This window comes from Cryobacterium glucosi (assembly GCF_004402235.1).
In the GTDB taxonomy this organism is placed as follows: Bacteria; Actinomycetota; Actinomycetes; order Actinomycetales; family Microbacteriaceae; genus Cryobacterium; species Cryobacterium glucosi.
Genome location: NZ_SOFS01000043.1, coordinates 100,041 through 112,852 on the forward strand (window position 1 = coordinate 100,041; position 12,812 = coordinate 112,852).

A 12,812-nucleotide genomic window follows, 5' to 3' on the forward strand; every position below is an offset into this window, starting at 1 on the left:
GTATCGTGCCCCGGCGCGGCGCCGTGAGGGTCCCCGATGCCCCTGATCCGGGGGCCAGCGGATACAGTCGAGAGATGACCACGGTCGAAAAACCCGTCCCCGCCCACAAAGACCGCAGCTTCTTCGGGCAGCCGCGAGCTCTCGCCAATATCTTCGGCGTGGAAATGTGGGAGCGGTTCTCCTTCTATGGGATGCAGGGCATCCTGCTCCTGTACCTGTACTACTCCGCCGCCGAGGGCGGCCTGGGGATCGAGCAGGCGACGGCCGCCGGCATCGTCGGCGCGTACGGCGGAGGGGTCTATCTCTCGACGATCCTGGGCGCCTGGATCGCCGACCGGGTGCTCGGCAGCGAGAGGGTGCTGTTCTACAGCGCCATCGTGATCATGCTCGGGCATCTCGCCCTCGCCCTCGTGCCCGGCGTCGCAGGCGTGACCGTCGGACTCTTGCTGATCGCGCTCGGCAGCGGTGGCCTGAAGGCCAATGCGACGAGCGTCGTCGGTTCGCTGTACACACGGGACGACCCTCGCCTCGACGCAGGCTTCTCGCTCTTCTACCTCGGGATCAACCTGGGCGCGTTCTTCGGCCCGATCCTGACCGGGCTCCTGCAGACGACGGCCGGCTTCCACTTCGGCTTCGGCCTCGCCGCCGTCGGTATGGCGATCGGGCTCACCCAGTATTCCTTCGGACGCAGGAGCCTGCCCGAGATCGTGCACCAGGTTCCGAACCCGCTCCCGCGCTCGCGCTGGACCCCCTACCTCGTCGGCGCGGTTGCCGCCGCGGCGCTCGTCGTGGTGCTCGTGTTTGTCGGCGTGATCACAGCGGACGGCCTCGTCACCCTCGTGATCGCCCTGACGGTCATCGCGACGATCAGCTACTTCGTCGTCATCCTGCGCAACCGACAGATCAGCATCGTCGAGCGCAAGCGGGTCTACGCCTTCATCCCGCTCTTCCTCGCGAGCGCCGTGTTCTGGTCGCTCTCCCAGCAGCAGTTCACGGTCGTCACGATCTACACGGACGAGCGCCTCGACCGACACTTGTTCGGATGGGAAATCCCGGTGTCCTGGATCCAGTCCTTCAACCCGGTCTTCATCATCCTGCTCTCCGGCGTCTTCGCCGCGCTCTGGACCCGCTGGGGTAGCCGCCAGCCGTCGACTCCGGTCAAGTTCGCGCTCGGCACCGCGGTGATGGGCGTGGCCTTCCTCGGCTTCCTGCCGTTCGTGGGCGGCGGTGCCAACTCGACGCCGATGCTCGCGATGATCGGCATTCTCTTCGTGCTCACGGTCGCCGAGCTCCTGATCGGCCCTGTCGGCCTCGCGCTCACCACGAAGCTCGCGCCCGCGCCGTTCCGAACCCAGATGGTCGCCCTGTTCTTCCTGTCGATCGCCCTGGGCACTGCCGTGTCCGGTTCGCTTGCCCAGTGGTACACCGAGGTCCCCGAGACGCTCTACTTCAGCGTGATCGGCGGCGTCGCGATCCTGTTCGGCATCGGGCTCGCGGTCTTCGCCCGTCCGGTGCTCCGCCTCATGGGCGGCGTGCGCTAGCGGGGTCCCTGCCGCCCTGCGTATCGGCGAGCGGATGCCGCTGGCCGGGCCCACGGCATCCGTCGCCCCGCCGGTGCGGTCGCCGCCGCGCCGCTTTCGTCAGCCCGCTCCCGAAACGGCGGGCGCGGCCTGCCGAAACCGGCGCGGGCGCGACCTAGCGGGTCGCCTCGATGATCGCGATCTCGCGGGTGGCGGTCTCCACGTCGATGGGGTCGTGGTCGCGTCCGTCGCCGTCGTGGTGCACCTGCATGTGGGGCACGACCCCTCTGCGGTACCGAACGCGCAGGCTGCGGTACCTGATCAGCCAGAACAGCATGGCCCCCGCGGCCAGGATGCCCGAAAGAGCCGCGACGCCCAGCGCCCAGCGCGGGCCGAAGCGGTCGGCGACCCACCCGACGAACGGGGCGCCGAGCGGGGTGCCGCCGGCGAAAATGGCCATGTAGAGCGCCATCACCCGGCCACGCATCGCGGGCTTCGTGGTGGTCTGCACATAGGCGTTCGCGGTCGTCATGAGCGTGAGCGAGAACAGCCCGACGAAGACGAGCGAGACCGCGAAACTGAGATACGTGGGCATCACCGCGGCGATTCCGCACGCCACGCCGAAGAGCGCGGCGCCGGCGACGACGAGGCGCAGTCGCGGGCGGCTGCGACGGGCCGACAGCAGCGCGCCCGCGACCGAGCCGACGGCCATGATGGAACTCAGCAGCCCGAATTCGCCGGCGCCCATGTGGAATTCGACCGTCGCCATGGTTGCGGTGAAGATCGCGAAGTTGAGCCCGAAGGTTCCGATCAGGAAGACCGCGATCAGCACGACGATGATGTCTGGCCGATGCGCGACGTAGCGGAACCCGGCCATCAGCTGGCCCCGCTTCCGCGGCGCCCGCGGCTGGGGGCGCAGCTCGCTCGTGTGCAGCAGGGTCATCGCGACGACCGTCGCGGCGAAGGTGACGGCGTTGATCAGGAACACCCAGCCCGCGCCGACCGCGACCGTCAGCAGGCCGGCGACGGCCGGGCCGATCAGGCGGGCGCCGTTGAACGAGGCCGAATTCAGTGCGACCGCGTTGGACAGGTTGCTGTCGGGGACGAGCTCGGAGACGAAGGTCTGCCGTGCGGGAGAGTCGATCGCGGCGACGATCCCGAGTCCGAGCGCAAAGAGGTAGACATGCCAGAGCTGGGCGACGCCGGTCACGACGATCAGCCCGAGCCCGAGGGCCAGGACGCCCATCAGGCTCTGGGTCATGATCAAGAGCCTGCGCCGGTTGAACCGGTCCGCGATCAGGCCGGACCACGGCATCAGCAGGAGTTGCGGCCCGAACTGCAGGGCCATCACGATCCCGACCGCCGTTGCGTTGTGGTCGGTGAGCATCGTCAGGACGATCCAGTCCTGGGCGGTGCGCTGCATCCACGTTCCGATGTTCGACACGAGGGCGCCTGCGAACCAGATTCGATAGTTCGGGACGCTCAGGGAGCGGAACATGGTACTCAACTGTCGGTGAGCTCCTTCATGACGGTGATGGCCTCGGTGAGCACGCTGCGCTGTTCGGGGTTGAGCTTGGCGATGCGGAGGGCGAGCCAGGCATCCCGTCGGTTGCGGGTCTCGTGCATGAGGGTGCGACCGGAGTCGGTCACGGTGAGGATGATCTTGCGGCCGTCGTCCGTGGAGCCCGCCCGGTGGACGAGGCCGGCCGATACGAGCACCCCGACGGTGCGGCTCATCGAGGGCGGAGTGACCCGCTCATGCTCGCTGAGTTCGCGCAGGGTGAATGGACCGTTGAAGAAGAGGGAGCCGAGGGCGGAGAACTGGCTCGCGCTCAGCTCGTTGTCGGCCTTCTCCTGGCGCAGGCGGCGGGCGAGGCGACCGTTTGCGACGCGGAAGTCATGGCTGAGCTCTGCAACGCTCGGCCGATGTCCGGCGTGGGTGTCCGGCGGGGTCACGGCCGGTTCGAGCATGGATTCCATAACTCATAACTGTAACCGTTTAGCGAGGCTAAGTATTCCCGTGAATTCTCCCGTTCTGACAGAATTCTCCCGTTCTGTCAGACTGGCCGCGTGCCTACCTATACGGATGACTATGGCGTCACCTTCGAGTACTACGTCTGGCCGGTGCCGCGCCCGCGGGCGGTCGTTCAGGTGGTGCACGGCGTCGGTGAACACGCCAACCGCTATACCGAGCTCGTCGGCCGGCTGAACGAGGCCGGCTACACCGTGTACGCGGACGACCACCGCGGCCACGGGCAGACCGGGCTGCGACAGTATGCCGGCGACACGACCAGGCTCGGACGGCTCGGCCCCGGCGGGTTGCGGGCCGCGGTCGCCGGCGTGTATCAGCTGAGCGGCATCATCCGCTCGGCGCACCCGCACCTGCCGCTCGTTCTGCTGGGGCACAGCTGGGGCTCGTTCATGGCGCAGATGATCCTCAACGAGCACGCGGATGCCTATGCCGCGGTGGTCCTGACCGGTACCGCCTATCGCTGGCCGGGCTACCTCAACGGCGGGGACCTCAATGCGCGGCACAAGCACCTCGGAACGACGGGCGTCGAATGGCTCAGCCGTGATCCCGCGGTCGCGGACGCCTTTGTCGCCGATCCGCTGACGACCATGACGCCGCTCGCGAAGCTCTTCGGCCTCCGGGAGGCCGCGCGGCTCTTCGGACGTCCGGCGCGCGGACTGCCGGCCGACCTCCCGCTCCTGATCCTCGTCGGCGGGGACGACACCGTTGGCGGGGAGCGCAGCGCAACCATGCTCAAGAACGCATACGCGCGGCGCTCAGGGTTGCGGGACATTCGCCTGGTGGTATATCCCGGTGCCCGGCATGAAGTCTTCAACGAAACGAACCGCGCCGAGGTCTTCGACGAGCTGATCGGCTGGCTCGACAGGCAGTTACCCCCGGGGGTCGGCGGGATCGACGGTTAGGCTGGCCTCATGCATGGTGAATACAAGGTCCCTGGTGGCAAGCTCGTGGTCGTCGACCTGGACGTCGTCGACGACACGATCGTCAATTTCCGGCTGGCTGGGGACTTCTTCCTCGAGCCAGACGATGCCCTCGGGGCGATCAATGCGGCCGTGACCGGCCTGCCGGCCGGCACAGATGCTGCAGGGCTCGCCGCCGCGGTGCGCGCGGCCCTGCCACCCCAGGCCACCCTGCTCGGGTTCTCCCCCGAGGCCGTGGCGGTCGCGATCCGCAGGTCCCTCGCGCAGGCGAGTGGCTGGCGGGACTACGACTGGCAGCTCGTGCACTCCAAGGCCGTGCCCCCGGTGATGCAGATGGCGCTCGACGAGGTGCTCGCGATCGAGGTCGGCGAGGGCAGGCGTAAGCCCACGCTGCGGATCTGGGAGTGGACGGAGCCCGCCGTCGTCATCGGAAGCTTCCAGTCGCTCCGGAACGAGGTCGACGCCGAGCAGGCGGAGGCCCACGGCTTCACCGTCGTCCGCCGGATCAGCGGCGGCGGCGCCATGTTCATGGAGGCAGGCTCGGTCATCACATACTCGATCTACGCTCCCACCGCGCTCGTGCAGGGAATGACCTTCGCCGACTCCTACGCCTTCCTCGACGAATGGGTGCTCACCGCGCTGCGCTCGCTGGGCATCGACGCGCACTACCAGCCGCTCAACGACATCACGAGCCCGACCGGCAAGATCGGCGGCGCCGCGCAGAAGCGTCTCGGCAGCGGTGCCGTGCTGCACCACGTGACTATGAGCTACGACATGGACGGCGAGAAGATGGTGCAGGTACTGCGCATCGGTCGCGAAAAGCTCAGCGACAAGGGCATCACGAGCGCCGTCAAACGGGTCGACCCGCTCCGCAGCCAGACCGGCCTCAGCCGTGCCGAGATCATCGACAGGATGAAGCAGACCTTCACAACCCTGTACGGCGCGGTAGACGGGGACATCACCGAGGCGGAATACGCCGCCGCCGAGGCGCTCGTGGCGAGCAAGTTCGGCACCGACGAGTGGATCGCCCGCGTCCCCTGACCGACGGTCGAGGCCTGCTCGAGGGGGGGACGGCGGCTACCGGCCGCGGGTCAGCAGGTCCTGGTATTCGGCGTGCTTGTCGATCCACGCGACGACATAGGGGCAGACGGCGACGACCGTCAGGTCAGTGCGCTCGCGCATGTCGTCGAGGGCCTGCTCGACGAGGATGCTCGCGAGTCCTTCGCCCCGGTGCCGGGGGTCGACTTCGACGTGGGTGAAGAGCACCCGGGAGCCGTCGATCTCATAGTCGGCGAAACCCGCGGTCGTGTCCCCGAAGAGCAGGCTGTACCGGGAGAGGGCCGGCTCATGCCGGAAGGTGGGCCGCGCGGTATCCTGCGTCGTCGCATCCGCCGGAGTCGTTGATTCGGTCGTCGGGGAGTCTGTAGTCATCCCCATAGAGTAAGCCGACTGACACAATGAGGGAATGCCAACCGCGTGGTCCCCGTCCTCCCCCAACCGTGTCGTCCATGCAGACAACCTCGAAATCCTGCCTGCCCTTCCCGACGGGGCGTTCACGCTGATCTATCTCGACCCGCCCTTTAATACCGGTCGCAAGCAGAATCGGCGCACGACCACTTCGGTGCGAGTGGCTGCGGTGACCGGGTCTGTCCCTGACCCGGCATCGGCGGACGCCCCCCTGATTGGGGTCGCTGTGTCTTCGCCGCGAGCGGGCGGTTTGGCGGCCGCCGGCACCATCACGGGGTTCAAGGGGCAGCTCTACGAGCGGATCAAGGGCGACCTGCTCGGCTACGACGACCAGTTCGAGGACTACTGGGCCTTCCTCGAACCCAGGCTGATCGAGGCCTGGCGACTCCTCGCCGAAGACGGCACGCTCTACCTGCACCTCGACTACCGCGAGGCGCACTACGCCAAGGTCCTCCTCGACGCGCTCTTCGGCCGCGACTGCTTCCTCAACGAACTGATCTGGGCATACGACTACGGCGCGAAGTCCAAGAACCGCTGGCCGACCAAGCACGACACGATCCTCGTCTACGTGAAGAACCCGCAGCACTACTACTTCGACTCGACGACGGTCGACCGCGAGCCCTACATGGCCCCCGGCCTCGTCACGCCGGAGAAGGTCGCGCGCGGCAAGCTGCCCACGGATGTCTGGTGGCACACGATCGTGTCGCCGACGGGCAAGGAGAAGACCGGTTACCCCACGCAGAAGCCGGTCGGCATCCTGCGGCGGATGATCCAGGCCTCGAGTCGCGAGGGCGACTGGGTGCTCGACTTCTTCGCGGGCAGCGGCACGACGGGTGCCGTCGCCGAGTCCCTCGGCCGCCGCTTCCTGCTCGTCGACCAGAACCCGGAGTCGATCCAGGTGATGCGCACCCGGTTCGCGGCCCTTCCAGAGGTCGAATTCCTCGACGCGTCCTGATTCCGGGCCGTCTGGGAGACTGGACGGATGAGACTCCGCATCTTCACAGAACCCCAGCAGGGCGCCAGCTACGACGACATCCTCGCGGTCGCGCAGGCCACAGAGGCGCTCGGGTTCGATGCGTTCTTCCGCTCAGACCACTACATGGTCATGGGCGACGGCGGCGGGCTGCCCGGACCGACGGATGCCTGGACGACCCTCGCCGGACTCGCCCGCGAGACCAGCCGCATCCGCCTGGGCACCCTCGTCTCCTCGGTGACCTACCGGGCGCCGGGGATCCTCGCGATCCAGGTCGCCCAGGTCGACCAGATGTCGGGAGGCCGGGTCGAGCTCGGGCTCGGCACCGGCTGGTTCGAGAAGGAGCACCTCGCCTATGGCATCCCGTTCCCGGCCAAACGCTTCGGCATGCTCGAGGAGCAGCTCGAAATCGTCACCGGGCTCTGGGAGACGCCTGTCGGCGATCGATATGACTTCACCGGTGAGCATTACACCCTCGTCGTTTCCCCCGCCCTCCCGAAGCCCGCCCAGCAGCGGGTTCCCGTGATCGTCGGCGGCGGCGGGGCGAAGCGCACCCCGGCCCTCGCGGCCCGCTTCGCGACCGAGTTCAACCTGCCGTTCCCCGAGTTCGCCGATATTCCCGGCAAGTTCGCCGGCGTGCGGGCGGCGTGTGCGACGATCGGGCGGGACCCGGGGGAGTTGCACTATTCCGTGGCGCTCATCGCGGTCGCCGGGCGCGATGAGTCCGAGTTCGCACGCCGGGCCGCTGCGGTCGGCCGGGAGCCCGCCGAGCTGCGCGAGCACGGCCTCGCCGGTACCGCCGCGGAGGTCGTCGACCGTCTCGGCGCCCTCGCAGAAGCCGGCGTCGACACCGTCTACCTTCAGATCATGGACCTCGCCGACCTGGACCACCTCGACTTCATCGCCCGCGAGGTCGCACCCCGGCTTCCCTGAGCGTTCGAGCGCGGCTGTGGCCGGGCGCGAAGTTCCGCGAGAGTACACTTTCGGCCCCTAAACCGCGGGTTTAAGGGCCACAAGTGCACTCTCGCGAGCAGGGGGCGGTGCGGGGCGGATGCTGCGGAGCGGGTCAGGCGGACTCGCGCAGCACCAGGCTGGTCGGCATGATGTTGCGGTGCGGCACGGTCTCGTCGTCCGCGAGCAGGCGCAGGAGCAGGTCCGCCATTGCGAAGCCCATCTCCTTCGAGGGCTGGCTCACGGTGGTCATCCCGATCGGCCCCGAGGTGGCTGCCGGGCTGTCGTCGTATGCGACAACCGCGATGTCCCTCGGCACGGCCCTGCCCAGCTCGGCGAGGACGCCGAGCGCGCCGGTCGCCATCAGGTCACTCGCCACGAAGAGGGCGTCGATGTCCGGGCAGCGCTCGAGCAGGCGGCGGGTGGCCGCCGCGGCACCGGAGGCCGTGAAGTCGGCGTGCTCGACGGCATCCGTCGCGAGGCCCGCGTTCTCGAGCACCCGGCGGAACCCGGTGAGGCGGTCGATGCCTGCCGGCATGTCGACGGGCCCGGTGATCGTGCCGATCCGGCGCCTGCCGATGTCGACAAGGTGCTGGACGCCGCTCATGGAGCCCGCGATGTTGTCGACGTCGACGAAGTAATTGTTCGCGCCGGAGTCGTTGGTCGGGCGCCCACCGAAGACGACCGGCATCGTGGATTCGAGGTCGGCGACGAAGTTGTCCCCGGTGTGGTGCGAGATGACGAGTGCCCCGTCGACGTTTCCCGCGCGCAGGTAACGCATGGTCTTGTGACGCGGGTCAGTGGAGGCGACCAGAAGGTTGAGCGTGTAGTCGCTCTCGTCGAGGCGCTGGGTGATGCCCTGCACGACGGCGGCGAAGTAGGGATCGCCGAAGAACTTCGTCATGTCTTCCGGCACGACGAGGGCGACAGACTGGGTCTGCCGGCTGGCAAGCGAGCGGGCAGCGCGGTTGGGCACGTAATTGAGCCGTTCGATCGCGGCCGTGACCGACACGACGACCTCCGGCCGCACCTTGGGCGACCCGTTGACGACGCGGCTCACGGTGGCGCGGGACACGCCGGCCTCGGCCGCCACCATTTCGAGCGTCGGCTGCGGCGGACGCGCGTTGCGGACTCCCGATGTCATGGGGTCAGTCTATTTGGATGCGCGCAGCGCGCTGGCACACCGGAGCCGGAGCGCCGTCCCGAGGCGGGCGCGGGGCACTCCGCAGGGTCGCGGCCGAATGGGTTTCGTGTCGCCTTGACAAGGGATCGGTGGGTGACCTAGTGTTGCGTTGATCAGTGAGAGCGCTCTCATACCAAAATGAGAGCGCTCTCACAACCCCGTTGGGCGGGCGCCTCTCCCTGAGAGCCACCCGCCAGGCGCCGGTCGCTTGCAACACACATTTCTCGCATTACACACACGCACAAACACGCACACAAAGGAGTGACAGTGAAGTTCTCACGACGCACCAAGGTCGGGGCAGCAGTAGCCTGCGCCGCATCCTTCGCCCTCATTGCGACGGGCTGTTCATCGGCAGGAACCGGCACCTCAGCCAGTGCCGCACCGGTCGAGCTGACCGTCACGACGTTCGGCACCATGGGCATGGATGCTCTCTACGCCCAGTACGAGGCCTCGCACCCCGGTATCACCATCAAGGCCAACAACATCGACACCGGTGGCAATGCCCAGACGGATGCCTTCACCAAGATCGCGGCAGGCAGCGGCCTCTCCGACGTTCTCGCCGTCGAGGAAGGCTGGCTGGGCGCGATTCAGAACGTCTCGAGCCAGTTCACCGACCTCAAGGCTTACGGTGCAGACTCGGTCAAGGACCGCTGGGTTTCGTGGAAGGTCGACCAGGCCACCGACAAGGACGGTCGCATCATCGGATACGGCACGGATATCGGCCCGGAGGGCATCTGCTACAACAGCAAGGCCTTCGCAGCAGCCGGTCTCCCGACCGACCGCGCCGCAGTCGCCACCCTGCTCGGGGGCAGCGGCTCCACCTGGGACAAGTACTTCGCGGTGGGCGAGCAGTACCAGAAGGCAACCGGCAAGGCGTGGTTCGACCAGTCCGGCTTCATCTGGAACTCGATGGTCAACCAGCTCCCCGAGGGCTATTACACCAAGGACGGCAAGCTCAACGTCGAGAACAACGCAGACCTGAAGTCCGCATGGACGAAGCTCGCCGCCGCAAACGCGGCCGGCCTCTCCGCCAAGCAGACCCAGTGGGACTGGAACAAGGGCACGTCGTTCACCGACGGCACCTTCGCAACCTTCATGTGCCCGGGCTGGATGCTCGGAGTCGTCCAGGGCCAGGTCAAGACCGCCGGCGGCGACGCCGTCGGCGCGACGGCCGGCTGGGACTTCGCCGACGTCTTCCCCGGAGGAGCCGCCAACTGGGGCGGTTCGTTCCTGACCGTTCCGACGCAGTCCAAGCACCCGAAGGAAGCCGCTGAACTGGCCACCTGGCTGACCGACGCCAAGCAGGAAGTCGCCGAATTCCAGGCGGCAGGCGCGTTCCCGAGCGTCACGGCCGCCCAGACCGATCCTGCACTCGCTGCGGGGACCGGCATCTCGGCCTTCTTCAACGACGCACCGATCGCATCCATCCTGAGCAAGCGCGCCGACGGCGTGAAGGCCCAGTACAAGGGACCGGATGACTCCACGATCCAGGAGAAGGTCTTCGGACCGTCCACGATCTCCCTCGATCAGGGCGTGTCAGGCGACAAGGCCTGGTCCGACGCCATGACGCTGTTCAACCAGCTCATCGTCAACAAGTAGCAGCAAGCATCCGCTCGGTGGGAGTGCCCCGGTACCTGCGCCCGCAGGCGCCGGGGCACTCCCGCTCGAAGGCAGAAAGCCACCATGACACTCACACGTGAACCAGAAGCCAGCAGCCCGCCGCGGCCCGACCGTACCGGTCGCAAGAGCGCCCTCACCTACAAGCACCGGCTCAGCCGCCTGGACGTGAAGCTCTCGCCCTACCTGTACATCTCGCCGTTCTTCGTGCTCTTCGGCGTCGTCGGCCTGTTCCCGCTGGTCTACACCTTCGTGGTGTCGCTCAACCACTGGAACCTGCTGAGCGGCCCGGGGGAGTGGGTCGGATTCGACAACTACGCCGCCGAACTGAACGACCCGCTGTTCTGGAACTCGCTATTCAACACGATGAGCATCTTCCTGCTCTCGAGCATCCCGCAGCTCATCGCCGCGACCTTCATCGCGGCGGTTCTCGACCAGAACCTGCGGGCCAAGACCTTCTGGCGCATGAGCGTCCTGATCCCGTACGTGGTGACTCCGGTCGCCGTCGCGCTGATCTTCTCGAACATGTTCAGCGAGCAGAACGGCATGATCAACCACCTCCTGAGCTTCGTCGGCGTCGATCCGGTGATGTGGAAGACGGATGTCTTCCCCAGTCACATCGCGATCGCCAGCATGGTGAACTGGCGCTGGACCGGGTACAACGCCCTCATCCTCCTCGCCGCCATGCAATCGGTGCCGCGCGACATCCACGAATCGGCAGCCCTCGACGGGGCCGGATTCTTCCGCCGGTTCTTCTCGATCACGCTGCCGAGCATCCGCCCCACCATGATCTTCGTGATCATCACCGCCACCATCGGTGGCCTGCAGATCTTCACGGAGCCTCGCCTGTACGATGCGACGACCCCGACGCCGGGCGGCGCCCACCGGCAATTCCAGACCACCGTGCTCTATCTCTGGGAGATGGCGTTCCAGCGGCAGAACTTCGGCAAGGCCTCGGCCGTCGCCTTCATCCTGTTCCTCATCATCGTGGCGTTCGGCGTCCTGAACTTCCTGATTTCTCAGCGCATCGCCACCACGGATTCCCGCACGGACGTCAAGTCTGCGAAACGGGTGCTGCGGCGCAAGGCCGCGGCCGACCGGGAGGCTGCACTGGCGGCATCCGGAGCGGGCGAGCCCGTTGATTCCCCTCCATCCAGCACGCTCCCCACCGGCGCGAAGGAGCCCAGATCATGACCGGCACACTCACCCCAACTCCCACCGAGCCGGTTCGGCCGGCCCGGCCCGTCAAGCTCCGCGCCGAGAAGAACCCCGCCGGGCGGATGAAGGGCCACAAGGGCCTGGGGATCGACAGACGACCCGGTTTCCTCACGTACGGCATCCTGCTCGCCCTGTTCCTCGGTGGTGCGTACCCGCTCTGGTGGTCGGTCGTCGTCGGCTCGAGCTCGTCATCCGTATTGAGCCAGGAATGGCCGCCCCTCCTCCCGGGCGGACAGTTCTGGATCAACGTCGCCGCCGTCTTCGACACGATCCCGTTCTGGCAGGCGCTGCTCAACAGCGTCGTGGTGTCGACGATCATCACGGTCTCCGTGGTCTCGTTCTCCACGCTCGCCGGCTACGCCTTTGCGAAGCTGCGCTTCCGAGGCAGCAACGGGCTGATGGTCTTCGTCGTCGGGACCATGGCGATTCCCACCCAGCTTGGGATCATCCCGTTGTTCATCCTGATGCGTCAGTTCGGCTGGACCGGTTCCGTCGGTGCCATCATCATCCCGACCCTCGTCACCGCGTTCGGCGTGTTCTTCATGCGGCAGTACCTCGTCGACGTCATCCCCGACGAGCTCATCGAGGCAGCCCGTGTCGACGGCGCGAACATGATCACGACCTTCTGGAACGTCGCGGTGCCCGCGGCACGACCGGCGATGGCGATCCTTTCGCTGTTCACCTTCATGATGGCCTGGACGGACTTCCTCTGGCCGATGATCGTGTCCCCGCAGAACCCGACACTCCAGGTCGCGCTCAGCCAGCTCCAGTCCGCCAAGTACGTGGACTATTCCGTCGTCCTCGCCGGCGCCGTGCTCGCGACGCTTCCCCTGCTGATCCTGTTCGTCCTCGCCGGCAAGCAGCTCATCTCCGGCATCATGGCGGGCGCCGTCAAGGGCTGATTCCCGCCCGATCAGAAACGCGAAAGCGG

At 67.2% G+C, this 12,812-nt stretch carries 12 protein-coding genes; 8 read left to right on the plus strand and 4 right to left on the minus strand.

Translation table 11 applies throughout. The annotated features are described in order from the left end of the window. The first annotated feature begins 74 nt into the window (after positions 1-74). A complete protein-coding gene (locus tag E3O46_RS16565; RefSeq protein WP_134560675.1) occupies positions 75-1,541 on the plus strand; it encodes a peptide MFS transporter in 1,467 nt (488 codons plus the stop codon). A gap of 154 nt (positions 1,542-1,695) precedes the next feature. Here E3O46_RS16565 and E3O46_RS16570 read toward each other — a convergent pair whose 3' ends face one another. Both E3O46_RS16570 and E3O46_RS16575 read right to left on the minus strand, forming a co-directional pair. Continuing rightward, positions 1,696-3,027 carry an MFS transporter gene (locus tag E3O46_RS16570; RefSeq protein ID WP_166787371.1) on the minus strand — a complete coding sequence of 444 codons (1,332 nt, stop codon included), beginning with the start codon at positions 3,025-3,027 and terminating at the stop codon, positions 1,696-1,698. After that, the gene (locus E3O46_RS16575; protein WP_241975505.1) at positions 3,024-3,500 is read right to left on the minus strand and encodes a MarR family winged helix-turn-helix transcriptional regulator; all 477 of its coding nucleotides are present in this window, start codon (positions 3,498-3,500) and stop codon (positions 3,024-3,026) included. Before E3O46_RS16575 ends, E3O46_RS16570 begins: the two co-directional genes overlap by 4 nt. Before the next feature lie 90 nt (positions 3,501-3,590). Here E3O46_RS16575 and E3O46_RS16580 point away from each other — a divergent pair, with 90 nt between their 5' ends. Then, entirely contained in the window at positions 3,591-4,454 is an 864-nt protein-coding gene (locus E3O46_RS16580) for an alpha/beta fold hydrolase (RefSeq protein ID WP_134449167.1), read from the plus strand. Positions 4,455-4,463: 9 nt separating this feature from the next. Next, positions 4,464-5,513, plus strand: coding sequence for a lipoate-protein ligase LplAB (locus tag E3O46_RS16585; protein ID WP_134449166.1), 1,050 nt, complete (start codon positions 4,464-4,466; stop codon positions 5,511-5,513). 36 nt (positions 5,514-5,549) lie between these two features. Here the strand turns inward: E3O46_RS16585 and E3O46_RS16590 are convergent, their stop codons facing one another. Continuing rightward, positions 5,550-5,903 carry a GNAT family N-acetyltransferase gene (locus tag E3O46_RS16590; RefSeq protein WP_134449165.1) on the minus strand — a complete coding sequence of 118 codons (354 nt, stop codon included), beginning with the start codon at positions 5,901-5,903 and terminating at the stop codon, positions 5,550-5,552. 34 nt (positions 5,904-5,937) lie between these two features. Here E3O46_RS16590 and E3O46_RS16595 point away from each other — a divergent pair, with 34 nt between their 5' ends. Both E3O46_RS16595 and E3O46_RS16600 read left to right on the plus strand, forming a co-directional pair. Next, a complete protein-coding gene (locus tag E3O46_RS16595) occupies positions 5,938-6,894 on the plus strand; it encodes a DNA-methyltransferase (RefSeq protein WP_134562110.1) in 957 nt (318 codons plus the stop codon). Between the two features lie 27 nt (positions 6,895-6,921). Then, entirely contained in the window at positions 6,922-7,845 is a 924-nt protein-coding gene (locus E3O46_RS16600) for an LLM class F420-dependent oxidoreductase (RefSeq protein ID WP_134562111.1), read from the plus strand. 133 nt (positions 7,846-7,978) lie between these two features. Here E3O46_RS16600 and E3O46_RS16605 read toward each other — a convergent pair whose 3' ends face one another. Beyond that, a complete protein-coding gene (locus tag E3O46_RS16605) occupies positions 7,979-9,007 on the minus strand; it encodes a LacI family DNA-binding transcriptional regulator (RefSeq protein WP_134449162.1) in 1,029 nt (342 codons plus the stop codon). A gap of 306 nt (positions 9,008-9,313) precedes the next feature. Between E3O46_RS16605 and E3O46_RS16610 the strand changes: the two genes are divergently transcribed. The 3 genes from E3O46_RS16610 (at position 9,314) to E3O46_RS16620 (ending at position 12,783) form a co-directional block, all read left to right on the plus strand. Then, a complete protein-coding gene (locus E3O46_RS16610) occupies positions 9,314-10,645 on the plus strand; it encodes an ABC transporter substrate-binding protein (RefSeq protein ID WP_134560671.1) in 1,332 nt (443 codons plus the stop codon). Between the two features lie 84 nt (positions 10,646-10,729). After that, positions 10,730-11,857 carry a carbohydrate ABC transporter permease gene (locus E3O46_RS16615; protein WP_134449160.1) on the plus strand — a complete coding sequence of 376 codons (1,128 nt, stop codon included), beginning with the start codon at positions 10,730-10,732 and terminating at the stop codon, positions 11,855-11,857. Next, positions 11,854-12,783, plus strand: coding sequence for a carbohydrate ABC transporter permease (locus E3O46_RS16620; RefSeq protein ID WP_174775141.1), 930 nt, complete (start codon positions 11,854-11,856; stop codon positions 12,781-12,783). The genes E3O46_RS16615 and E3O46_RS16620 overlap by 4 nt, the downstream gene beginning before the upstream one ends. Positions 12,784-12,812 lie beyond the last annotated feature (29 nt).